Source organism: Candidatus Methanoplasma cognatum, assembly GCA_009777615.1.
Taxonomy (GTDB): Archaea; Thermoplasmatota; Thermoplasmata; order Methanomassiliicoccales; family Methanomethylophilaceae; genus Methanoplasma; species Methanoplasma cognatum.
Genome location: WRLM01000001.1, coordinates 74,836 through 98,487 on the forward strand (window position 1 = coordinate 74,836; position 23,652 = coordinate 98,487).

Consider the following 23,652-nt stretch of genomic DNA (forward strand, 5'->3'; position numbering starts at 1 on the left):
TATGGCAAAGAAGGACACGCTTAAAGCGCTTCTCAGCAGAGATATCAGCGAAGAGGTCGGAGAGCTTCTTCTCACCAAGTACAACACCCTCAGCGCCATATCCGCGGCGAGCGTCGAGGAACTCGTTGAACTGGGAATTTCGGAGGAAGAAGCGGAATCCACCCTGCAGAAGATCGGCAAACGCACCACCCGCACGGCGGCCGGCGCGGCGAAGCCCAAGAAGGCAGCTCAGGAGCCGAAGGCAGAGCTCATGGAGGAAGTGTTCCGCGAACGTAAGCTCGGCCCGGCCGAGATCAAGCTCAAAGAGATAGCGGACAGGATCGCATCGCCCCTGCCTATGAAGATAATCACCGACATAGCCAACGTGATCGAGCGCGCGGAGCTCGGCGACGACATCTACGAAAAACTGATCGCCACCGCCAACCGCATGTATACCTCGCACATGATGGACAAGAACGAGTCCACCGGGGTCATGGCGGCGCACTCGATAGGTGAACCGGGAACTCAGATGAACATGCGTACCTTCCACTACGCAGGGGTTGCGAACATCAACGTTACCCAGGGCCTTCCGAGGCTGATCGAGATCGTGGACGCGAGGCGCGTTCCCAGCACGCCTTCGATGGAGATACCGCTCACCGGCATCGCCGCGGAGGATGAGAGCGTCGCGAGGCACGTGGCGTCAGAGATAGAGGTCACTTCGCTTCTGGACATAGCATCGGTGGAAACGGACATAACCAACATGCGTCTGGTGATCACGCCGAACACAAAGAAGATGACCCAGCGCGGTCTGGAACTGGAAGACGTCGCGGAGAGGCTGAACAAGGTAAAGATCATCCGCGGACTCGTCAAATCCTCTGATTTCCAGATCGTCATCACGGCCGATGAGCCGTCGTATAAGAAGCTTCAGATGATGTATGACGCGGTCAGGAATGCCAAGATAAAAGGTATAGACGGCATCACAAGGGCCGTTCTCAGCAAAGCCGGCGGTTCCTGGAAGATAATCACCGAAGGAAGCAACCTCAAGGAAGTGCTGAAGATCGAGGGCGTGAATGCGAACAAGGTAATGACCAACAGCATACTGGAGGTAGCGGACGTCCTCGGGATCGAGGCCGCAAGGAATTCCATCATACACGAGGCGATGGGAACCCTCGGGGAAGCGGGACTGGATGTCGATATCAGACACATCATGCTCGTTGCCGACCTCATGACCAATGACGGATTGGTCAAAGCGATAGGAAGGCACGGAGTATCAGGAAAGAAATCCTCTGTCCTGGCAAGGGCGGCGTTCGAGATCACTGCGGCGCATTTGCTGCACGCGGCGATGGTCGGAGAGGTCGACAGCCTCGAAGGAGTGACAGAGAACATCATAGTCGGACAGCCGGTCACCCTAGGTACCGGCGCGGTAAACCTTATTTACACACCCAGAAAGGGGGAGAATCAATGAGCGAGAAAATAGATATAAGCAGAGCATTGAAAGCCGCGATCACCACCGGGAAGGTGGAGTTCGGGGTCGACCAGACAGAGAAAGCAATAAAGGCAGGAAAGGCGCAGATGGTCATCCTGTCAAGGAACTGCCCGAGCGAGATGCTGACAGGGAACATAGACGTGAAGGTGCACGTCTATGAGGGTAACAACATGGAGTTGGGAGCCCTCTGCGGAAAGCCCTTTTCGGTATCCGCCCTCGCGGTCATCGACAAGGGTTCCTCCAACATCTTAACGCTGTGAGACCATGTCCACGGATATCGTACTCAATGAGGATACCCTCAGATACATAGCGCTGTTCTCAGCAATAACAAAGGCCAGTCCGATCGACTGCATGGACGCCGATGAAAAATTGGTCTTCGTGGTCGAGAAAGGGCAGGGGAACATCGCCGTTGGGAAAAAAGGGGAACACGTAATAAAGCTCAAGGAGAAAACGGGTAAGAACATCCAGGTCGTGGAGTACTCGGAGGATCCTGAGCAGTTCGTGAAGAATGTATTCCACATATACAGCCCTCAGAAGGTCGTTATCGAGCAGCGCGGGAACATCACCCACGCCACGATCACGGTAGACCCCAAGCTCAAGGGGCGCGCGATCGGCAAGGCCGGAAAGAACCTCCGCATTGCGAGGGATATCGTGAACAGGCATCACGAGATCCAAAGCATAAGCGTTGACTGAAGCTCCCCCGACCGGTGTGAGAAACTCTTTAAAAACATCCTTCTTCGTTTTCATTCACGGACGGTCTTTTCAGAATCGTCACAGTATGCGGCTATATTTCTCCTTGCGCCCAGAGTTCCAAAGTAAAATATATATCAGGCACCCGTGTCGTAACATATCTGAGTGGCCAAATGAGTGACGAATTCATTGATGATGAAAGGTATGAGACATTTCTCACGTGCTACGCATTGGATGGTGCAGAGGTCATCGAGGAAACAGACTCGGATGCGGTGATCCGATATACGTTCAAACTAAAAGGTGAGGAAGAAATAAAAGAACCGATAGTGGTCTGCCGGCGTCTTGAGAGGTTTCATTCATCAGAATTTACAGAGCGTGACATCGGCGGCGTACTAAACCTCGACTCAAAATTCGTTCCACCCGATGAAATAAAAAAGTGTCTGGATAAATTGAGAGAGGAAATGCCACAGGTAACTGCAAAATATGCACTTTTCGGCAACGAAACAAACTTCGACTGTGTCACCTTCGGAAACGGGACAAACTTTGGGGGTGCCACCTTCGGAAACGGGACAAACTTTGGGGGTGCCACCTTCGGAAACGGGACAAACTTTGGGGGTGCCACCTTCGGAAACGGGACATATTTCGGGGATGCTACATTCGATGACGAAACATATTTCGGGGGCGCCACCTTCGGCAATGGAGCAGACTTCGATGGTGCTACCCTCGGCAACAAAACACATTTCGGGCGTGCCACTTTCGGCAACAAAACACATTTCGGGCGTGCCACCTTCGGCAATGGGACAAACTTCAGGGATGCCACCTTCGGCAACGAAACAGACTTCAGGGATGCCACCTTCGGCAACGAAACAGACTTCGGGCGTGCCACCTTCGATAATGGAACAAACTTCAGGGATGCCACCTTCGATAATGGAACAAACTTCAGGGATGCCACCTTCGATAATGGAACAAACTTCAGGGATGCCACCTTCGGCAACGAAACAGACTTCGGGCGCGCCACCTTCGATAATGGAACAAACTTCAGGGATGCCACTTTCGGCAACGGAACAAGCTTTGGGCACGCCACTTTCGGCAACGAAACAGACTTCAGAGATGCCACCTTCGGCAATGGAACAAGCTTTGGGCGCGCCAGCTTCGGCAACTGGACATATTTTGGGGATGCCACCTTCGGCAATGAAACATATTTTGGGGATGCCACCTTCGGCAACGAAACATATTTTAGGGGTGCCACCTTCGGCAACGAAACAGACTTCAGAGATGCCACCTTCGGCAACAGAACATTTTTCTGGGATGCCACCTTCGGCAATGAAACATATTTCTGGGATGCCACCTTCGGCAAAGAAACAGACTTCGGGCGTGCCACCTTCGGCAAAGAAACAGACTTCGGGCGTGCCACCTTCGGCAACGGAACAGACTTCAGAGATGCCACCTTCGGCAACGGAACAGACTTCAGAGATGCCACCTTCGGCGACGAAACATATTTCGAGGATGCCACCTTCGGCGATGAAACGTATTTTTTTAATGCAGAATTCAGCGGGAGGGTGACTTTCAGAGTCCTTCTCCCTGAAAGAACAACATCGGAAAACCCAGACAGTATTTCAAATATATCCAGGGAGCCTATTTTTGATAAGGCCTTTATGGACTTCTCTGATTCTGAGTTTTTCAGAAGATCAGAAATAACAGCGGAAGGAGGAATTCTGTTAATGAGGGGCGCAGTTGTAAGAGATGTTCTGACAATTTTCGATTTTGAAAAGATCGACCTAAGCGGAACAGTGATACTTGAACGCTTGAACATATCCTGGAATAAACTGTATGATGAAAGAAACGAAAGAAAAATTCTCAGAAAGAACAGAGAATCCAGTCTTATTGATATTGTTTCTTACTCCGCAGATTTGATAAAAAGAGAAAATCAAGATTTAGATGAGAAATACAAAAACAAGATCCAAAAGGTCTTAGGTAGGCATGTCTTAGAGGGGCGAAAAGTATACGAAAGTGACTCCGCTGAGGCAGTTGAAGTCAAGAAAAAAACGCTTCAGGAACTGAAGGAAAATTACCGCAGGATCGGAGAATACAATTCAGAAGACCGTGCGTTTGTCGAATACATGAGAACGAAAGCGGCCGAGCCAAAATCATCCGGTACTGAAAAAGAACCGACAATAGGCAGACTGGAGAGGTGGGGGTTCAAGACTCTCGACCTTTTCGGCGAGTACGGGACCAATATTTTTCGCATCTTTGCATTTCTGATAATTATTCCGTTCATTATGTCGCTCTTAATACTAATTGCAATTTTCACGACGGATACATCGTTCTTGGCATTGCTGGGGGAATCGCTGCGGAGCAGTTTTGAGGCATTCCTGACATTCGGGATCAATACAGCGGAGACCGACAACGGATGGCTGCATACGTTATGCATAATCGACGGATATCTGGGGCTGTTCTTTGTAGCCTATTTTGTGGTCGCTGTCGCAAGAAGAACGCTGAGATGAGCGTTGAGATAATGGGTCATTGTTCGGCAGTTCAAGGGCTCCGGCTCTTCAATGGTATCCTCTCCACTTCCATCCTGTCGAAGGTGGGATATTCTTCGATTATGTATGACATGTAAGGCAGCTTCTTCGAGATCTTTCTGAGCTTCCATGAGGCCGTTTCTATCCTGTTCCTTTCCCGGTCGATGAAGATAAGTTCCTTCGGGACACGTAATCTCATGAGCATTGCGGCCGCCTCATCCAGATCGTCGGCGTAAACGACGCCTTTGATGACCGTTCCGTCCTCGGTCACCACATCGTACTCCTTGGCGGTCACGCCGGCTCTTCTTATGAGTCTCCGCCTGAGCTGGACCCCGTCCTTGAAAGAGGAAGAGCAGAAATGGATCGGGCAACTGGGATATCTTTTCATCAGGTCCGTTACCATCTCCTCAGAGCCTGCCACCGCGGAGGAAATGTCATCCTTCACTTTGTATCCCATGCCCTCCATCATGTTCCAGTTGCTCTCTGAGAATTCGAATTCGTTGATGTTAATGAAACCCACGCCCGCTTCCGCCGCGGACAGCACGAGCTTCTCCAGCCTGTCCTCGTTCCCGGGTATCGCCGGGACCTCGATGCCCACATCCAAGGTTGTCTCCGCGATTATCTTTGATATATCATCGAACCTCATTGTCTCCCACTGGGACATCGGAGGATGGAATCTTATCTCATCTAGGCCTGCGTCGCAGAGCTCCTTGGATCTGCCGACGTCTACGATCGAAGTGTACAGGTGGATGTGATGTTCCGGTCCGAAATGCTCCTTCAGCATCCTTATCGCGGATACGGTCCGTTCCATCTCTGTAAGAGGGTCGCCTCCCGTTATGCCAGTCCCCGTAGCGTCCATCGACTCAGCCTCCTCCAGCATCTCGCTCAGATCCGATATCCTCCTCTCGTTTGCGAACATCACGTCCTTGCCCTTCTTCTCAGGCGATATCGGACAGTAGAAACAATCGGTACGGCATCTGCCGGTGATCAGAAGGACCATCTTCGACCCGTTGACGCAATGTTCACATCCCTTCGGGAGAGGGCAGTTGGAGGCGGAGCCGTATTCGTACGCTTTCAATGTTATCGGCAGTGATATGTGCGATGTCTTAATAAACGTTGGAGGGCTAAAGCATTACTGCATGAAAAGAGACACCGGGCTGATACTTGCGCTGGACGAGACGGATGCCGTCAAAGCCATGAGGATCGCGGCGGCCGTTTCTGACAAAGTGGATGCGATCAAGATAAACTGGCCGCTGATACTTTCCGCCGGGCCAGATGTGATAACTCAGCTCTCCGAGGTGTCTGACGTGATATGTGACCTCAAGGTCGCCGATATCCCGAACACGGTGCGTCTGATAGTCGAAGGGGCGGTGTCCAGAGGGGCGTCCGGCGTCATAGTGCATGCTTTCACGGGCGAGGATTCTTTGAGAGAAGCCGTTTCCGCCGCCGGCGATGCGGAGATATTTGCGGTGACGGAGATGAGTCATCCCGGAGGAGGGACATTCACGGCCAAGCACGCGGAGGAAATGGCCGAGATGGGCGTAAGATGCGGGGTGGCGGGATTCATCGCGCCGGCGACCAGGCCGGACAGGATCCGGGCGATAAGGTCCATCGCAGGAGACCTCAAGATCCTCTCTCCCGGAGTGGGAGCACAAGGCGGAAGCGCTTTGTCGGCGATATCCGCCGGCGCCGATTATGTCATCGTCGGAAGGACGATATACGGCGCGGATGATCCCGCATCGGTCGCATCTTCCCTAGCGGATGAGATAAGGCCGTTTGTTTGAGACCCTTAATAAAAATAATGCCCGCGCCTCTCTATAAAGCTATAAATAGACATTCAGGCATGGAGCCAATACTCTACTTTAATGGAGACTATAGAATGCGCAAAATTGGAAATAGGTCAGCCAGACCCACCACAGAGGGGGGCTTCCTGCCCGCATCGGATGCTGGCAAGGAAGTATGGTACAAAAGAGAATGGCGCCTGATAACGCTGCTGGCGATAATGATCGCGGCTTTCGTCATCAGATTCATTTTTGCTTTCGGCGTATCCGCCGGCAGTGATTTCGCCCTTTCCGGCGGGACTGGGGCATCCAGTCATGTTCATGTGATCGAAAGCATCCTCAACGGCTCGTTCGCGTTCACGGATCCTGCCCTCAACTATCCGCACGGATCCGTCAACATATATCCCCCGCTGATGGACTTCCTTCTGGCAGGTGTCGCAGGATTGGCATCCGCACTCGGCGTGTCAACAGGGACGGCGGCAGCCGGAGCGCTGGCATTCTCCGCACCGATATTCGCAGCCCTCACCTGCTGGCCTGTGTACCTGATAGGAAGGAAGATGTTCAATGATGAGAAAATAGGTCTTCTGGCAGCGCTCTTGTACGCATTCTTTGCGCTGATGATCACGACCACTGCCTTCTCCAACGGTACGGAATATGCATTCGTAGGATTCCTGTTCGCTTTCATGATATACTTCCTGCTAAAGGCAATGGAAGGCTGCGACAAGATCCAGCCCAGCGGATTCAGGGCCCTGATCAAAGACGGGGCAATGGTAAAGAATCTGCTGGTCGCGGGAATATTGTTTGCAATGATAGCATTGTCATGGAACCAGTTCCGCGTCATACTCCTGATGCTCGTGGTCCTCATGGTCGTTCAGGCAGTGATCGACCGTCTCGGGTCCAAAGAGGTCTCGCCGACGGTCGGCATGTATTCGGCCGTAATAATGCTGGGGGTGCTGATATCCGCACCGTACTACATCATGGCCGGCCTTTGGGACCTTATCTTCTCCGGGCCGTTTGTGGTAGCGGTGATGTCCGTCGCCCTTGCGGTATTCTTCAGCAAGACCACTAAGGTAACGTGGGTGCTTATGATCCCGGTCACTCTGATAATTGCGGCAGCCGTACTCACGGTGCTCGCCTTAATAGACAGCAGCCTGTTCTCGGCCGTCGTCAACGGCAACTCGCTATACGAGAGCGGGCTTATGCAGAACCTCGCGGCGGGACTGACCAGAACATCCATCTCTTCAATGGCGGCATTCTTCGGATGGGTGACCGTATGGATGCCGCTGCTGATGTTCCTGTACATGGTATACAAATACCGCAAGAACATCGAATCAAGAAAATACACTTTCACGATGTGGTGGCTCCTCATCATGTTCTGTATAGGGTGGTTTTCCACCGCATACGGGGCGGTCGCCGGCGCAGGCTTCGCCGTCGCTTCCGCGGCGCTGATCCTCATGCTTATAAGGACTGCGGACCTGAAAGGTTACTTCGCGGATATGAGGGGAAACGGAATAAAGCACGCTTTGAGGAAGGCGCTTAAGCCGATACCGCTTGCTACGACCGTAGCCATCGTGGCGCTCATCATCGCACCGAACATAGTGAACGCGGCTGATGCAAGTATGCCCACCAATTCCAGCAGCGGAGGATACTTCGGAGGCTTGGGATATACGGTGATGACCGATGATCTGAACTCGATCAACAAGATGTGGAACGAATACAGCGACGTCGACAAGGACGGTGCGCTGGTAGTGTGGCTCGGATATTCCGCGAATGCGGTGTCGAGAGGCGGGTTCGAATCCGTGACGGATTCATACGGCGGCGGTACATCCGCCATGGCCGCGATACTTCTGGCGAACGGCAGTTCGGCGGCGACGGCGGCAATGGCAATACGATTGATGCTTGCCCATGATCTGTCTCAGTTCCGTTCTTCTATAACTGCCGCCGGGTTGAATTACAATGAGATCGAAAGATACATCAACAACCCTTCGACAGCCGTTGATGAGGTCAAGAACAATGTCGAAACCTATCCGGGGATGGGCACAAACATCACCGAGGAGAACGCCCTGTATCTGGTGCTCAGCAACTATATCACAACAACGATATCTGAGCCTAAGGTCAATGAACTCTACGGCAATATATGCAACATAAGCGGCGAATCAATAAACTACGTATCTGTGGACAGGAGCCTGCTCCCGATATACTACAACGACGGATCGTATTTCAGCAGCGCCGCCTATCTCGGGAGCTATGCCCTTGACGTATACGGCGCTCCGTCTCATTTCTTCTACTACGACACATACTACGGATACGCAATGTACACTGATGCGTTCTACGAGACCTTCTTCTGGAAGGCGCTCATAGGAATGTCTCCATCAGAGGCGGGATTCTATTCGTCGATCGAATATCTCAATGCCCTTTCTATGAGCACAGGGCCGATAAAAGCGACACCCGGATACGGTCTATCCAACTACAAAATATCTTACTGGCACGTGTACTACAACCCTGACGATGAAGCCACCAATTCATCCGACGGATGGGTGGACATGGACGCCTTTGAAGCAATAGATCTCCAGAACAAAGAAGGCGGAATTATAAATTACATCAACGGGGTCGTCATGCTGGAATATGACCCGTTGATGACGGAGGCTGTGGACGGAACCGTCAATTATGTCTCATCCGCCGGGCTTACGGGCGCGGAAGGCATCCAGGTCTCGGTGTTCGCGGAAACAACATATGATTCCTCCGGAGCGACGGGATATGTGAAGAGGTCCACCGTGTTCACGAAGGCCGACGGCTCATATACGATATCGGTGCCGGCCGACGGCACCGACTATTATGTGGTGTTCTCATCGGGATCCACCACCATAGCGACAGGATCGATCATAGATACCCGCAGGAACGTGACATCTTCCGATCCCCCCCTGAACATACCCGCGACAAGCCTTTCCGGAAGCGTCACGATGACCGAAGGCCTCTACTTAGGTGATTCATATGTGGTCATCGAAGGGGCGGCGTCCGGAAAAACTTATCAGACCGATGTCGTCAGCGGGAACTTCAGGTTTGACAATACCACGTCCGGCAACATAATACCCGATGTCTACAAGCTTACGGTTTATTCGCCGACAGGGACAGCGATCAATTCGGGAAGCGTGACGGTCGGCACCGGAAACAATGTCGGGTACCGCATATCCGCAACGTCCGGCACCATAACCGTGACGGTCACGACCGATGTCGGCGCAAAAGCGCCGAATGAAGTAAAAGGGGTCGCGGCACAGGATACGGCGACCGGCGACATATACTACGGGGACATAGTGGACGGCCAGGCGAGGATCCAGGTCGTTCCTTCAACATACACAGTCTATGCCGCCGGAACGAAGGTCTCGGCCTCGAATCCGACCTCGACGATATCGAGCGGCGGAAGCTCCTCGGCATCGCTGACCGTATATGATAAAAGGAACATCTCTGTATCGGGGGCTCCCGCAGGGGGTCTTGTAAGCATAATGTCATACGGATTCGTGACGTCATCCGTATCCTCTTCATTCGCTGTGCCGGCGTGCGGAGGGATCGCCAATGCGACGTACACAGCCTACTCAGTAAGCGGTAACAGCGTGTACTACGGAGTGACAACAGGGAATAACATAACAATGCTCAGCTCGACCGGATACAGTGTGAAAGGTACGGTGAACGACAGTAACGGCAATCCGCTCTCCGGCACGGTCTCATTCATAATGACAAGCGGGGCGGCAAGCGGAGCGACATTCATATTCGCATCCGGTGACGACGGCAAATTCGACGTCAGGCTGCCCGCCGGAACATACACAATGTATATCTACGGAGCATCGAGCGCGTCGATAACATCCTTAACAGTCTCCGGCAATGTCGATCTGGAGAACATCTCCACATCGAAATCCCGTACGATCACCATGACCTTGAACTATAGGACGAACATATCGTCCCCATCCACAAGAGGGATCGCGTTCGTCGATGTCAACATGTCGATGACCATCGACGGCGTTGAGTATAACATTAAGGCTAAGACGGACACCAACGGAAACGCGGTGTTCACCGTCCCTCAGGAATATGGGGCGGAGATGACAACGTCTGGGTTCAACACATCCGTATTCTATATGGAGAACCAGTCGTACAGCGTGTCTTCGGGCACGGGCAGCTCTTCATATTCATGGAGTCTCGCCGCGAGTCAGAGCGCTGACGCTGAAAAGTATGTGAAAACGGTCAGTGTATCCAGCAGCATACCGGTGAAGATCACGCTTTACAACAGCTCATCAACGGAATACAACGTATCGGGCTCGACGACGGTGGTACCCGGACAGTACACAGCGGTCATAAGCGGCAACACCGGCTCCTACTACAACGGGACGATATATGTCTACCCCGGACAAAGCGGATCTCTGAAAATAGACTACACGAACGTTGCGAGGGTGAACCTCAACGCACAGCCGACGGACAGAATATCCGTGACGCCCACCGACGGCGGGTTGTACTACGTAGATGCGGATGACCCTCTCGTATACTATCTGGAGAGAGGAAAGAGCTTCTATTTCGAGGCGGCATCAGGCACCGGCGGGACGGAGCAGATAGCGTATGCGTCCGTCACCAACATATCGAGTTCGACCACTCTGAACCTGCTCAATAAAGCAGCCGCGGCGACCATAAAGGGATATGTGGGAGTAACTGCGGACGGAGAGCTTACAGTGACATACGGCGGCGTGGCGATACCCTTCCCGATAATCGACGGCGCGTTTGAGATGACCGTGCCCGCCGGAACCGCGCTGCTGCTTACAGCCAAGCTCACTCAGACCATATTGTACACAGAGTACAGCTACACCGGGTCCACGACGATGACAGCGGGCGAAGTGGTCGACGGAGCGTCGATACACTTCCCGGTTACGACCACATCATCATCCTCAACGACTCCCGATCTGTCCGGAAGCAACTTCAGTTTCTTGAACGGGGTCGGAAAGTTCACTTTGACGGTGAAGAACACCGGCGATTTCGACGCGACGTACATCATAACCGCAGGTTCCGCATGGACCCTCGATAAGAACTACACTGTCAACGTCGCAGGCAAAGGACAGAGCACCATTGAGATATCAGGCAGGTACGATCCCAAGCTGGTAGGCGCAGGGAACACGGACCTGTCGGTGACGGTAACTTCAATAAACGGCGCCTATTCAGGTATCTATATGCTGGATGAGAAGGCGTTCCCCACGACCGGCGCGGGCGTAACGACAACGGAAACATATGTGGACATAAGCGGGATCAAAGACACATTCGCCGACGCCGTGAACGGTTACGAGTACATGTATGCGGTGACGGTCACCAACAACGACAGCTATCTTAAGATCGCATCCCTAACCGCAACGATAAGGGGCGGCAGCAGCAACTGGTACCTCACTTATTCCGATAAGGACGGAGGGAATATCTTCTCCCAGACCGGAACGAATTCGTTCAGTATAAACGGATTCGACTCCACGGTGATATACATCAAACTGATGTGCAGAGACGGAAATGACACCAGCGTTCCGGCCATCGACGTGGCGGTAACGGTAAGGGACACGACGTCCAAGAGCCAAGGGCTCAAGACAAACAGCGCGGGAGTGTCGCTCGACGGCCTCAGTACTGTTGCTACGATCAACAATATGAGCGCACAGGAAGCCCAGATGGGGTCCGAGGAAATGTCCGCATCAGGCAATAACATATACGGCGGCCCGAGCCCGATACCGATATCGACATTAGCGATGATGGCGATAGTCATACTGGCTCTGATTGCGGTTGCATGGCTGGGAATCAAGAAGGGGGTGTTCGTACGAAAAAGATGATCGCCGCGGTAGCGGTATTTGCAATGGTCTTCGCAGCAGGAGCGGTCCTGCTCGAAAACTCATCAAGCGTTGACGGAGCAAGCGCCACAATAGAGGGAGATACGAACCTCGTGAAGACAGGAGGCACGTTAGACTATCGGATAATGTTCTTCGAAGATGGGGAGTTCGATACGCTGGACATCTCATACACCGCCACGCTGAAGAACAGCGACGGCGTCACTCAATCCGGTGCGGTCTACCCGTCGTCGGGAACACTTACGAACGGTGTGGAAGCCGAGCTGACCATAACTGCGCCGTCGGCCGCCGGGAAGTATACCCTCACGGTAACTTTCACGGAGAGCATAGACAGCGGAGCGAGAACGACGACAGAGAGGACACAGACCGTAACGGTCGCGGAACCGATCGTATTGTCGGCGGTCCTGACGAACAACAGCAAAGTGGATTTCACCGACTTTGCGGTCTATTTCTATGTTGACGGGGAGTTCGTAGAGGGAAGCAAGACCCTCATATCTGCGGCATCCGGGGACAAAACGACTGTCACGTATGATTGGGTGGCCGAATCGCTCTCGAACGGAAGGCACACATTCAAGATCGTGGCCGGAGAGGAGAACATCGGAGACTACAAGGATGTCATATTGGGCGGGAACGGTGAATTCTATGTCGGCCATTCCGACTACGGTCTGCTGAACATACTGCTCATCGTACTCATTGTAGTTATGGTCATTGCGGTGGTCTATCTCTACCGCAAGCCTGTCAAGAACTACGGTAAGCCCAAATCAAGGCGCTGAGCGCCTGTCAAACCTTTTTCAAACTCTTCTTTTCATGATATTGTTATCGGTGCCGGTGTGTGCCGGATCACAATGATGTGAAGAACATGCTTCCCAGCCTATTTTTGAAGACCTCTTCTTCGACCTTTCCCGCGAACACGTCCGATGATGACGCCGTGAACTCCACGTCTTTGTAGCAAACGTCCAGGAGCGTAAGCGCGTCGGGCCTTGCGATGCCGAAGGAGACGTCCTTCCCGCCAAGCGCGTCCTTTATGTCGGAGACGGAGGAATCTCCTCTTCCCACTGCGATGATGGCGGCGGCGATGCGGCGTATCATGTTCCACAGGTAGTATCTTGCAGAGAAGTCGATGATGATCACGCCGTCCTCCTCCCGCACGGAGACAGAGTTCATGACAAGCGTCGCGGGGCGTCCTCCTGGCTTGCAGAACCTTGTGAAGTCGTGCTCTCCGACAAATGCTTTGGCACAGCTCCTCATCGCGGAGACGTCCATGCCGCGGGAGGGGAGAACGTATCTGTATATTCTGACATCGGCGAACCTGGGGTTGAACTCTCTCCCGACAAGTGCCGCGCTTCTGTAGAAGATCCCCTTTGATACTGCGTTCAGGGCTCTGAGCAGGATCTCCGGATCATCGATGCTGCTGTTGAATACAGCGACATTTCCGAGGGCGTTCACTCCCCGGTCCGTTCTGCTTGCGAGTTTCAGGTCTATGTCCTCATCCCTCATGTTCGTGACCGCTGTCAGATCGGAAAGGACATCTCCTCCCACGGTCCTGCAGCCGGGCTGTATCTGGGAGCCGGAGAAATGTTCGCCCAGGTAAGCTATCTTAACTGCCGCTCTGATCATGACAGGAGGTTCTTCATGCGGTCCGTCTTCTTCTGTATCAGATCGCGTTTTCCGATGTCGTGCCGGGCCCAGATCATATCCCCTTTGACGAATTTCAGGGCCGCCTCGCATCTCTGCTCAGCCTCCTCTATCGTCTCGCCTATGCCCACTATCCCGATGGATCTGGATGTTCCCGTGAACAGCTTGCCGTCCCTTTCGTCGACATTCGCATAGAATATCTCCGCACCGCACTCGCGTATGCTTTCCTCATCGATCATTATCTCATATCCGGGTTCGGATTTGATACCGTAGCCTTTGGGGACGACATACTTGCAGACGGTAGCGAGATTCTTGAATTTGACAGTGTCCTCTTTCAGTTTCCCCCCGGCCATATCTTTTATGACAGTATGGAAATTGGTCTCGAGTATCGGAAGAATATTCATTGCCTCCGGGTCTCCGAATCTGGCGTTGATCTCTATTAACTTGAGGCCGGTCCTCGTCAGCATGAATTGGCCGTACATAGGGCCGCGGTACGGGCATCCCTCCTCATTCATTGCATCCACTATCTGCCCGAGTATGTCCAGCGCTTTATCTTTCGCATCCGCGGGGATAAAAGGCAGAAGGTGATCCGCATCCGAATAGGAGCCCATCCCTCCCGTGTTTGGCCCCACATCCCCTTCGTACGCTCTTTTGTGGTCCTGGACCAAAGGCATGGGCACCAAGTGTCTGCCGTCGACGAAGACCATCTGGGTGAATTCCTCCCCCACGACCTTTTCTTCTATGATGACGCTGTCCTCGTCTATCTCTCTCAGGATCTCTCTGACATAGGCCATTGTCTCCTCGTGGCCGTTGATGTGTTCTCCCTGGACCTTGACCCCTTTCCCCCCGGTCAATCCGACAGGCTTTACAACTATCTCTTTATTCAGCGTCTTAAGGTATTCCTCTGCGCTCTCCGGAGTTCTGAAAATGGAGTATTCGATGTTCCCCTCGATCTTGTATTTCGACATAAGATGCCTCATGAACGATTTGGAGGTCTCGATCATGGCCGCGTCCTTAGTAGGGGCCGCGCATTTTACGCCTATATGTTCCAGTGCGTCAACCAGACCGATCTCCAATGGGGCCTCGGGCCCGATGAAGGCGTAGCTCACGTCGTGCTCGATGGCAAATTCGCAGATGTCGTCAACAAGTCTTTCGTTAATGAGTTTGTATTCCTTGGCCCTTCTCATTATGCCAGGATTTGCGTTCTTCATTACGGAATAGATCTCGGCTCCGGAACGGTACAGGGCCTCTACGGCCGCATGCTCCCTTCCTCCGCCGCCTACAGTCAAGATTCTCATTATCTCACCTCAGAGTTCCAGCACGGAGATTATCTCGTCTATGCCTTCCTCTGTTTTTGTGCTGCACTTATACATGGTCTTCAGTCCGCCCGTTAGCTTCCTATAGTCATCCGTGATGACGTCCGGATCCACTCCCACCGCATCCGCGATATCCATCTTATTCAGTATGGCAATGTCGGAATGCAGGAATATGTCATGATGTTTTCTCACCATGTCGTCGCCCTCGGTCGTTGATATCACGACCACTCTGTAATCCGCCCCAAGCGGAAAATCGGCAGGGCACACTAGGTTGCCGACGTTCTCAATGAAGACCACATCGTATCCGTCCAAGTCTATTTTGTCAAGGCTCTTCTTTATGAGGTTGGCGTCAAGGTGGCATTCATGGCCGGTGTTGCAGTTCACTGCCTCAAGGCCGGACCCCCTCATCCTCCTCTGATCGTCATCGCCGGTGACATCCCCCGCTATCGCACACACTTTGAGGCCTTTGTTTCTCATTCTCTCGGCCAATTTGATTATAAGGGAGGTCTTTCCGGACCCGATGGAACCCATAAACTCTATCGCCCTGACGTTCTTCTCCTTCAGTAGGCGGTAGTTTGAGTTTGCTATCCTGTTGTTCTCTTTCAGAACATCATACTCCATCCCCACTTGGACGATGTGCATAAGGGCGGGATGCGTTCTATGATAAAAACACTATCCTTATAGATATGTTAGCATTACATAATTGAAGCAAATGAGCTATTCGATTTCTCTATCCAAACTGTTGGAAAGCATCGGAGCTAAGGAAGGTTCCAAGCTTTCGGTGGAATCCAGAGGCAAAACATATATAGGTACGCTTATGCCGCATCATGATTTCAGCGGCGGCGACGTTGTGGTCCTTAAACTAAGCAGCGGATACAACATAGGCGTAAGGATCTTTGAGGATTCCGCAATAAAAGTGCTGGAACAGCCGCGGCCTTATGAAAAGAAAGAGGTTGCGGCTGAGTTCAGAGAGGGACTCCCGACGATCACCATAATTGGCACAGGCGGAACGATCTCGTCCAACGCCGACCGCCGCGGGACGGGCGCCCTTCATCCCGCGCTCCCAGTATCGGAGCTGGTGGACTCGGTGCCGGGACTGAGGGAGAGCGCCAACATCTCCGCAAAGACCCTGTTCTCTGTATTCTCGGAGAACATCAGCACGGAACACTGGCAGGAGCTTGCGGAAGCCGTCGCGAACGAGATCAACGGCGGCGCGGACGCGGTCATAATCCTGCACGGAACGGATACCATGGGGTACACTGCGGCGGCCCTTTCGTTCATGCTCGCCGGCGTCCCGAAGCCGGTGGTGCTGGTCGGCGCGCAGCGTTCTCCCGACAGGCCGGCGTCCGACGCCCCGTCGAACATCACGGCGGCCGTAAGGTTCTGCGTCAAAGGAGGAACGGCGGGAGTGTTCGTGGTCATGCACAATACTCTGGAGGACGATTCGTTCGCCGTGCACATCGGAACAAGGGTGAGGAAGATGCACACTTCAAGGCGCGACGCGTTCAAAAGCATCAATGCCGCACCGATCGCATTCCTGGATGAGAAAGGAACGATCACATTCACAAAAGAAGGAAGAGGCGTAACGTCGGAGAAAGCGTCCGCAAAGACAAAGATGGAAAGGTCGACGATACTCCTCCAATATTACCCCGGCATGGATCCGTCACTTTTCGAAGGGATGATGATGAAAAGCAAGGGGATAGTCATATCCGGTTCCGGACTCGGTCACGTCAACGAAGGCATGATCTCTCTGATAAAGAAGGCCTGCGGCAACGGTTCGGTGGTGGTTGTGACCTCTCAATGTTTCAGCGGCCGGACCAATCTTAACGTTTACAGCACAGGAAGGGACATGCTCTCGGCCGGTGCCGTTGCGGTCCTGGACATGCTCCCCGAGACGGCATATGTGAAGCTGATGTGGGCGCTTGCCAATTCCGAGAGCCCGGAGGAAGCGAAAAGGCTGATGACGACTTCCCTTGCGGATGAGATGGGAGATAGGAGGGAAGTGGATGTCTGAACGGGAACTGAAATGCGGCATCGAGATCCACCAGCAGCTTGACACGAAGAAATTATTCTGCGACTGCGAGAGCAATCTTGCGGACAGCGGATACGGGGCATTCTACCGCAGGCTCAGGCCCACCGCCAGCGAGCTGGGGGAGATGGACAGGGCCGCGCTGGCACAGTTCCAGAAGGACGAAGGGTTCAGGTACCAATGCTGCGAAGGCTGCACCTGCCTTGCGGACCTGGACGAAGAGCCTCCCCACTCGGTGAACGATGACGCCATGGATACGACGCTGACATTTTCGATGATGCTTGGCGCCCAGGTGATAGATGAGATACACTTCATGCGTAAGATGGCAATAGACGGCTCGAACACCACCGGTTATCAGAGGACGGCTCTGATATCTGTCGACGGGGCGATAGACGTCAACGGCAAGAAGATAGGGATACAGACGGTCTGTCTGGAAGAGGATTCCGCAAGGAAACTCGAATCCGACGGGAACGAGGTGCTGTGGCGCCTTGACAGGCTGGGGATACCGCTGATAGAGGTTGCGACCGCGCCCGATATGGAGACGCCGGAGGAAGTGATGGAAGTAGCGCTCAGACTCGGAACGATCCTGAGAGCGACGAAGAGAGTCAAGCGGGGAATAGGAACGATCAGAGAGGACATCAATATCTCGATACCGGGAGGGGCCAGGGTCGAGATCAAAGGGGCCCAGGAACTCAGGCTGCTTCCAGACTATGTAAGGAACGAGATGGAAAGGCAGAAGATGCTCATCTTGATCAAAGGGATCCTGAACGGAAGAGGGACGAAACCCGCCGAATTCATACCGGTCGACGCGACCGAGGTATTCTCCAAATGCGGGTCGAAGGTCATCAAAGGCGCCATTGACGAAAAAGGAAAAGTGATCGCCGTAAGACTGCCCGGCTTCTCCGGAGTAATGAACGGCGACAACGGGAAATTAAGACTTGGATCGGAAATGGCGCAGTATGCCAGGGTCCAGGGTGTGAAGGGAATATTCCATTCCGACGAACTTCCCAACTACGGAATAGAAAAAGAGTTCATAGACGCTCTGAGGTCCCTGCTTGATCTTCCTTCCGACGAAGCGTTCGTCATATGCGCCGCAAAGGAGAAGAAAGCGGTCAACGCGCTGAGGGCGGCTGTGAACAGGGCGAACCAAGCGATAGAAGGCGTGCCGGAAGAGACAAGGGACCCGCTGCCGGACGGCACCACAAGATACTCAAGACCGCTTCCGGGCGCGGCAAGGATGTACCCGGAGACGGACGTTCCGCCCATCTATATGACCGAAGAGAGGCTGAAGGCAATAGAGGAGAACATGCCCGAATTGCCGGAGGAGATCGAGAAAAGGCTGGTCACATCATATGGCATAAACGCACAGCAGGCCGGTCAGATCGTGAGACAGAGCCGCGATGAGATATTTGTTAAGATATCGGAGGGAACGGGAATGACCTCGGCGGCGGCGACCGCCCTGACGAGCACGTATGCGGAGCTGGAGCGCGAGGGACTCGATCCCGACTCGATCCCTGACGGAAAAATGCTGAAGGCGTTCGAGCTCCTGAGGGCGAACAGGTTCTCAAAAGAGGCGTTGCCGTCGCTGCTGAGGGAGGTCGCCAAAGGAACCGACGCAGAGGAAGCTATCGGCAGATTGGGACTGGAGACCGTAGGCAGCGACGAGGCGACCGGAGTGATATCGTCCATTGTCAAAGAGCGCGAGGATTTCGTAAGGTCAAAAGGCCTTGAAGCGATAGGGCCTCTGATGGGCCCGGTCATGGCTGCCCTGAGGGGAAAGATCGACGGAAAGCAGGCTAACGAACTCCTTGCCGAAGAGATAAAGAAGCTCATAGGCTGATCTCAAGGACGCTGAGCCTCTCAAAGAAAAGGGGAAGTTCGGACAATGTCCTTACATCAAGCCCTTCCAGAACAGACTGCAGAGAGTCTTGGTCCATAAGCGACGATACAACGATGACCAGTCTCCCTTTTGGGAGAAGATGATCCTGCGCGCCCGTTATCAGGCCGGGAAGAGGCCCGAGGCCGTCGTCCCCGCCGGACCAGGCAAGCGCCAGATCCCCCTCCTCCTTGACCGGGAGATACGGAATATTGAATATTATCGTGTCGAACCTTCCGCTGATATTCGAATAGAGGTCCGTTTCGACCACATCCGCGTCAAGCGAGTTCAGCGCCATGTTCCTCTTTGTCAGGGCTACGGCTTTTTTGTTGATGTCCCCGCAGGTGACGACCCCTCCGTTCAGCGCACAGTGCATCGATACGATCCCGGAGCCGCATCCGATCTCCAATATCCTTTCTCCGGCGCGGATGTTCAGCGAGCTTATCAAAAGAAAACTGTCGTCGGAGGGCGGATAGACTCCGTCATCATCTTCGACGATCAGTTTCGGATCATACTTCATCGGAGGGAGATGGGCGTGCTCAGATATAACTGGGGACAAAGAAACATAGTTCTAAATGCGATGAGATACGGAGGCATGATAAAACTGGACGTGCTGGCGATCGGAAACTTCCAAAGGGATCAGGAAGGAAAGGTATTCGACGCGCATTCTTCATCTGTTCTGATAAGAACAAACGAAAGGACGATAGTGGTCGACACCAGCACCAGCTACATGAGGCCGGCGATAAAGACGTCCTTCAAGCAGATAGGCGTGTTCCCGAAAGACGTCGACACGGTGGTGCTCACTCACTCTCATTACGATCATGTGGGCAACAACGACATGTTCGAGAATGCGGAGATACTGGTACATCCGGACGAGCACGGCCGAATCGACGGCGCCAAACCTATTGAAACAGACAAAGAGTTGGCGCCGGGAGTGAGGATCGTCCACACCCCGGGCCATACGAAAGGGTCCATAAGCGTTTTCGTCAGGGCCGATATGAAATATGCGATCGCCGGGGACTCGCTGCCGAAGCAAGGAAACTATGAGAGGATGGTGCCTCCCGCGATAAACATAGACGCAGAGGTTGCACTGGAAAGCTTAAAGATGATAATCAGGTATGCCGATGTTATAATACCGGGACACGATCCCCCCTTCTTGGCAGAAAGGTGATATAATGGTGAAAAGAGAGATGCCGGAGTGCCTATACGTTCAATGTCCGGACTGCGATGACGTCACGGAGCATGATATACTGAAAGGAAGGGCCGGAAAGGACAATGTCACAGGCACATTCAGGTGCACCGAATGCGGGAGGGTGTTCTCGGAGACGATAAGGCTGCCCGAGACCCTGAAATTGAAGGTCCTTTTCAGCGACGGCAGCGTAACGGAGACGACCGAGACGGAGATCGAATCGGATGAGATCCTGGCGGTTGGGGACGAGTTCGTCATTGATGACGGAAGGATGGTATGCATAACCCACGTAGAGACGAAGGACGGTAAGAAGGGGAAGAAGTGCCGGGCGGACGGGATCAAAGCGCTGTGGGTCAAGCAGTATGATGTTCTAAGTGTGAAAGTATCTGTCAACGACGGGCAAAGGACATATTCGGTGAGGACGGACGCCGAACCCGACGATGAGTTCACTGTGGGAATGGTCCTGCCGTTCGAGGATTTCGACGCCCTCATACATGCGATAAAGACCAAGGAGCGCCTGCTGAAGAATGGTTCCGCAGAGGCAAGGGACATCACCAGGATCTACGGAAAAATAAGAAAGAAGAGATATGAGGTCCTTGACCTGGAAGAGGATGACGATCAGGACGGGTTCGACTTCGAAGAAGACGATTGAGCGTCTTCCTGCGGAAGTATATGGTCCAGGATGTCGGCAAGATTGTCCGATCTTACCGTGAACGTAGCCGCCTTGCTTGTGAATTCGTCAGTGGGGTTGAACGCTATGGACATCCCGGAATTTTTGAACATAGGTATGTCAATGAATGAGTTGCCGACCGATACCGTCCTCTCCTTAGTAGTGCCGTACTTTTCAATGAAATGCCTGACGTTGATTCCCTTGTCCTCAAGATCTACGTTCATCCGCCCCTCGCCGGTCAGACTCCCGTCTGGATGGCTGCATATCTCATCCGCGACATGATCGTCGAATCCGAACTCTTCGCAGATCATCCTGGCGGCAAGACTGATGCCGCCGCTGACTATCACACATTTCATTCCGTTGCTCTTCAGACATGCGATCGTTTCCTGTATACCTCCGGTGAGCGGCAGTTTCTGGAGGATCCTGATGAGGTCCGATATCCTGATGTCGGGGTTGACCATTTTCCATTGAGCTATGTCCCTCCTCATAAACTCAACCTGATCTATCTCCCCGTTGACGTATGCTTGGTATGTCGGACCGTTATCGACGTCGAGGCACAGGTTGATCCAGTGCCAGGAGCTTCTGATCGATGTCAGGACGCCGTCCATATCAAAACAAACAAGGTCGTATCTTCTCATCGCAGAGGGTATATCGGGTTTCGGATAAAATGGTTGGCGGTTCCCTTCCTATTGGACACACATGTCGGATTATTATGTAAGATCATTTACAATTCATACTGATTTAATGCAACTCATAAATAATTTCTCAATAAAAAGCAGTAATAAGAAAAAGGCCGAAGGAGAGAACAAAGATAGGAAAAGTGTCATCCTCCCGAGAAGATAAAGAAATTGAATAGTTTCTCTTGAGGGCCGCAAAGTTGAGAAAAAGGAGGTTTATGCCGCCCTCGGACCCACCGTTATTATGCGGATATGGGCGGCGTATTGTTCGATCTCTCTTTTCCTCTGACCTTTCCGAACCGTGAGGCGCTGTGTTATCACTCCAGGATTACTGTCCTGTTCTTCGGGTATGTGACCATGTATTTTACGGATAGGACCTTGGAATCGGCGGGACTCAGCGTGAACTTCCAGGTCAGCTTCCCTGTTTCTTTGTCAAGCTCCGCCCCGGACACATTGACGGCGTCCACCGTGATGTCCTTGTTAGCAGACACAGGTATCTGATCCTCAATGGTTATATCGATATCCTGTTTCCTGAGGTTCCTCGCGTTGATCGTCCACTCCCTGCTGGCCTTGGCCGAGGAACCCATTGTGGATGTCGACGTATAGTCCTTTCCTCTGACCCTCGTGACGATGATGTTCTTATCCCTTCCCAGGGATATCCGGAGTCCTTCCTCCGCCTTTCTCGGGTCCACGTGTATCTCGCCCACGTACTTGTCCTCAAAGAAAACGTTCGCATTCCCGGCGAGGAGGTTCAGGTGCGTCCAGTCTTTGACTTCCGCGACAAGGAACACATCCTTTTCCAACTTCCTTACGCACCTGTACTGGTAACTGGCCTTGAGCTCATGCGTCAGTATGTCCACGGTCTTTCCAGTTTCCGACGACAATACTGTGTACGGAACGGGCAGCGTGTACTCCACACTTGCCACACTTTCAGTCTGGACTGCGAGAGGAGCGGCAGGTTTCACAGTCAATGCATCGCTGGCACATTCCTCCACGCATAGATCCGCACAAACCGGCATCTCGGCGGACTTCCTCAGCCTCATGGACGGCGCCGCTTGGTACGCCGTGTTCCATTCGGGACTGGGCTCGGGGGCATAGGGTACGTAGAAGTCTATGTACCATGGCCTCAGGTCGGGCAGGTTGCCGCTCAGCGACGGGTTCCCGGTGGACAGTATTATGTCAATGTTGTTCCAGTCTTCTCCTGTGTTCTGGTACACGATGGCCTTGGAAGCGAGGGACAGGGGACTTCCTATATCCTTCACTCTTATGTCGTAATACGGTATCCATCTTGCATTGTGAATGAAATAGGATATCGTGAGCTCCGATTCGGTGTCGCCGTCGCAATGCACCTCTATTTCCACCTGGGACCTTCTTCGGCCCCGGTCGTCCGCGCCGATCTGTGATTCTATTTTGGATATCTCGTATGAAAGCTTCTCGATCTTCTTCTGCGATTCGAACTTCTCGCCGCAAAGCGATGCCATCCTTTCTCTGAAAAAGAGGACGGCGTCTTTCATGTCTTCGGATCTGAATGTCTTTCCGTCAGGTGTCTGGGCGTTCTTCCTTATCAGGTTCTCTTCTTCTGTGAGCACGCCGAACATACTCCTTTCTATACTCAGCTCGCCCTTGAGCTTCTCCAGCTTCGCATAGAGTTCCGATATGCGCTTGTTCTCCGTCTTTGCGTATACGGTGCTGTGTGAAACGGACTGCACGAAACACTTCCCGTCCGAGGATGCGGTTATGCTCCGCCCGTTCATGTCGAGCGGGAGGTCGCCGAATGCCACTTTATTGGTCCCGCTTTTAAGTTTGAAGGTCCGCGTCCTTGTGATCTGTGCGCCGCTCAGGTACACTACTGCTTGTGTGATCTCGCTTGCCATGTATATTCCTCTGCAATAGAAAGTAAATAGTCAATATAAAACGTATTATCGCAACGTCGTCGCCGCAGGGCTT

18 protein-coding genes are annotated in these 23,652 nt (G+C 53.0%); 11 read left to right on the forward strand and 7 right to left on the reverse strand.

All coding sequences use genetic code 11. From position 1 onward, the window contains the following. The first annotated feature begins 1 nt into the window (after position 1). The 4 genes from rpoA2 to FWG96_00290 all read left to right on the forward strand — a co-directional run bounded on the left by rpoA2 (position 2) and on the right by FWG96_00290 (position 4,659). Positions 2 to 1,444 (forward strand): DNA-directed RNA polymerase subunit A'', encoded by a 1,443-nt coding sequence (gene rpoA2, locus FWG96_00275; protein MCL2031703.1) that lies wholly within the window; start codon positions 2 to 4, stop codon positions 1,442 to 1,444. Continuing rightward, positions 1,441 to 1,725 (forward strand): 50S ribosomal protein L30e, encoded by a 285-nt coding sequence (locus tag FWG96_00280; GenBank protein ID MCL2031704.1) that lies wholly within the window; start codon positions 1,441 to 1,443, stop codon positions 1,723 to 1,725. The genes rpoA2 and FWG96_00280 overlap by 4 nt, the downstream gene beginning before the upstream one ends. 4 nt (positions 1,726 to 1,729) lie before the next feature. Further along, a complete protein-coding gene (locus FWG96_00285; protein MCL2031705.1) occupies positions 1,730 to 2,158 on the forward strand; it encodes a NusA-like transcription termination signal-binding factor in 429 nt (142 codons plus the stop codon). Positions 2,159 to 2,328: 170 nt separating this feature from the next. Then, on the forward strand, positions 2,329 to 4,659 hold the full coding sequence (locus FWG96_00290; protein MCL2031706.1) for a pentapeptide repeat-containing protein: 2,331 nt from the start codon (positions 2,329 to 2,331) through the stop codon (positions 4,657 to 4,659). Between the two features lie 31 nt (positions 4,660 to 4,690). Here FWG96_00290 and FWG96_00295 read toward each other — a convergent pair whose 3' ends face one another. Beyond that, complete coding sequence (locus FWG96_00295; GenBank protein MCL2031707.1) at positions 4,691 to 5,755, reverse strand: radical SAM protein; 1,065 nt, start codon at positions 5,753 to 5,755, stop codon at positions 4,691 to 4,693. 61 nt (positions 5,756 to 5,816) lie between these two features. Between FWG96_00295 and pyrF the strand changes: the two genes are divergently transcribed. From pyrF to FWG96_00310, 3 genes are all read left to right on the forward strand, one after another. Beyond that, entirely contained in the window at positions 5,817 to 6,461 is a 645-nt protein-coding gene (gene pyrF / locus FWG96_00300) for an orotidine-5'-phosphate decarboxylase (GenBank protein ID MCL2031708.1), read from the forward strand. A gap of 95 nt (positions 6,462 to 6,556) precedes the next feature. Beyond that, entirely contained in the window at positions 6,557 to 12,298 is a 5,742-nt protein-coding gene (locus FWG96_00305; protein MCL2031709.1) for a hypothetical protein, read from the forward strand. Next, a complete protein-coding gene (locus FWG96_00310; GenBank protein ID MCL2031710.1) occupies positions 12,295 to 13,086 on the forward strand; it encodes a hypothetical protein in 792 nt (263 codons plus the stop codon). The genes FWG96_00305 and FWG96_00310 overlap by 4 nt, the downstream gene beginning before the upstream one ends. Positions 13,087 to 13,153: 67 nt before the next feature. Here FWG96_00310 and truA read toward each other — a convergent pair whose 3' ends face one another. From truA to hypB, 3 genes are read right to left on the reverse strand one after another with little or no spacing between them, the layout of a single operon-like run. Beyond that, positions 13,154 to 13,930 (reverse strand): tRNA pseudouridine(38-40) synthase TruA, encoded by a 777-nt coding sequence (gene truA, locus FWG96_00315; GenBank protein ID MCL2031711.1) that lies wholly within the window; start codon positions 13,928 to 13,930, stop codon positions 13,154 to 13,156. Beyond that, a complete protein-coding gene (gene purD, locus FWG96_00320) occupies positions 13,927 to 15,246 on the reverse strand; it encodes a phosphoribosylamine--glycine ligase (GenBank protein ID MCL2031712.1) in 1,320 nt (439 codons plus the stop codon). Before purD ends, truA begins: the two co-directional genes overlap by 4 nt. A gap of 9 nt (positions 15,247 to 15,255) precedes the next feature. After that, positions 15,256 to 15,906, reverse strand: a complete 651-nt coding sequence (gene hypB, locus FWG96_00325; protein ID MCL2031713.1) for a hydrogenase nickel incorporation protein HypB — start codon at positions 15,904 to 15,906, stop codon at positions 15,256 to 15,258. 70 nt (positions 15,907 to 15,976) lie between these two features. On the opposite strand from hypB, the gene gatD reads away from it, so the two are divergent. Then, entirely contained in the window at positions 15,977 to 17,278 is a 1,302-nt protein-coding gene (gene gatD, locus FWG96_00330) for a Glu-tRNA(Gln) amidotransferase subunit GatD (GenBank protein ID MCL2031714.1), read from the forward strand. After that, positions 17,271 to 19,133 (forward strand): Glu-tRNA(Gln) amidotransferase subunit GatE, encoded by a 1,863-nt coding sequence (gatE, locus tag FWG96_00335; protein ID MCL2031715.1) that lies wholly within the window; start codon positions 17,271 to 17,273, stop codon positions 19,131 to 19,133. The genes gatD and gatE overlap by 8 nt, the downstream gene beginning before the upstream one ends. Here gatE and FWG96_00340 read toward each other — a convergent pair. After that, a complete protein-coding gene (locus FWG96_00340) occupies positions 19,123 to 19,689 on the reverse strand; it encodes a methyltransferase (GenBank protein MCL2031716.1) in 567 nt (188 codons plus the stop codon). The two genes, gatE and FWG96_00340, sit on opposite strands and share 11 nt — an antisense overlap. Positions 19,690 to 19,749: 60 nt before the next feature. Between FWG96_00340 and FWG96_00345 the strand changes: the two genes are divergently transcribed. Further along, a complete protein-coding gene (locus FWG96_00345) occupies positions 19,750 to 20,340 on the forward strand; it encodes an MBL fold metallo-hydrolase (protein MCL2031717.1) in 591 nt (196 codons plus the stop codon). Positions 20,341 to 20,344: 4 nt separating this feature from the next. Continuing rightward, positions 20,345 to 21,010, forward strand: coding sequence for a hypothetical protein (locus FWG96_00350; GenBank protein ID MCL2031718.1), 666 nt, complete (start codon positions 20,345 to 20,347; stop codon positions 21,008 to 21,010). On the opposite strand, the gene FWG96_00355 is transcribed toward FWG96_00350, so the two are convergent. Together FWG96_00355 and FWG96_00360 are read right to left on the reverse strand one after the other, a co-directional pair. After that, positions 20,977 to 21,666, reverse strand: a complete 690-nt coding sequence (locus FWG96_00355) for an HAD-IB family phosphatase (protein ID MCL2031719.1) — start codon at positions 21,664 to 21,666, stop codon at positions 20,977 to 20,979. The two genes, FWG96_00350 and FWG96_00355, sit on opposite strands and share 34 nt — an antisense overlap. Positions 21,667 to 22,022: 356 nt before the next feature. Then, positions 22,023 to 23,579 carry a DUF4139 domain-containing protein gene (locus FWG96_00360; protein ID MCL2031720.1) on the reverse strand — a complete coding sequence of 519 codons (1,557 nt, stop codon included), beginning with the start codon at positions 23,577 to 23,579 and terminating at the stop codon, positions 22,023 to 22,025. Between the last annotated feature and the right edge of the window lie 73 nt (positions 23,580 to 23,652).

Bases quoted from the DNA above. Each gene is read 5' to 3' on its own strand.
- purD (MCL2031712.1), bottom strand. From the start codon at position 15,246: ATGAGAATCTTGACTGTAGGCGGCGGAGGAAGGGAGCATGCGGCCGTA.
- hypB (MCL2031713.1), bottom strand. From the start codon at position 15,906: ATGCACATCGTCCAAGTGGGGATGGAGTATGATGTTCTGAAAGAGAAC.
- pyrF (MCL2031708.1), top strand. From the start codon at position 5,817: ATGAAAAGAGACACCGGGCTGATACTTGCGCTGGACGAGACGGATGCC.
- FWG96_00350 (MCL2031718.1), top strand. From the start codon at position 20,345: ATGGTGAAAAGAGAGATGCCGGAGTGCCTATACGTTCAATGTCCGGAC.
- FWG96_00290 (MCL2031706.1), top strand. From the start codon at position 2,329: ATGAGTGACGAATTCATTGATGATGAAAGGTATGAGACATTTCTCACG.
- FWG96_00340 (MCL2031716.1), bottom strand. From the start codon at position 19,689: ATGAAGTATGATCCGAAACTGATCGTCGAAGATGATGACGGAGTCTAT.
- FWG96_00355 (MCL2031719.1), bottom strand. From the start codon at position 21,666: ATGAGAAGATACGACCTTGTTTGTTTTGATATGGACGGCGTCCTGACA.
- FWG96_00310 (MCL2031710.1), top strand. From the start codon at position 12,295: ATGATCGCCGCGGTAGCGGTATTTGCAATGGTCTTCGCAGCAGGAGCG.
- gatE (MCL2031715.1), top strand. From the start codon at position 17,271: ATGTCTGAACGGGAACTGAAATGCGGCATCGAGATCCACCAGCAGCTT.
- truA (MCL2031711.1), bottom strand. From the start codon at position 13,930: ATGATCAGAGCGGCAGTTAAGATAGCTTACCTGGGCGAACATTTCTCC.
- FWG96_00280 (MCL2031704.1), top strand. From the start codon at position 1,441: ATGAGCGAGAAAATAGATATAAGCAGAGCATTGAAAGCCGCGATCACC.
- FWG96_00305 (MCL2031709.1), top strand. From the start codon at position 6,557: ATGCGCAAAATTGGAAATAGGTCAGCCAGACCCACCACAGAGGGGGGC.
- gatD (MCL2031714.1), top strand. From the start codon at position 15,977: ATGAGCTATTCGATTTCTCTATCCAAACTGTTGGAAAGCATCGGAGCT.
- FWG96_00360 (MCL2031720.1), bottom strand. From the start codon at position 23,579: ATGGCAAGCGAGATCACACAAGCAGTAGTGTACCTGAGCGGCGCACAG.
- FWG96_00285 (MCL2031705.1), top strand. From the start codon at position 1,730: ATGTCCACGGATATCGTACTCAATGAGGATACCCTCAGATACATAGCG.
- rpoA2 (MCL2031703.1), top strand. From the start codon at position 2: ATGGCAAAGAAGGACACGCTTAAAGCGCTTCTCAGCAGAGATATCAGC.
- FWG96_00345 (MCL2031717.1), top strand. From the start codon at position 19,750: ATGAGATACGGAGGCATGATAAAACTGGACGTGCTGGCGATCGGAAAC.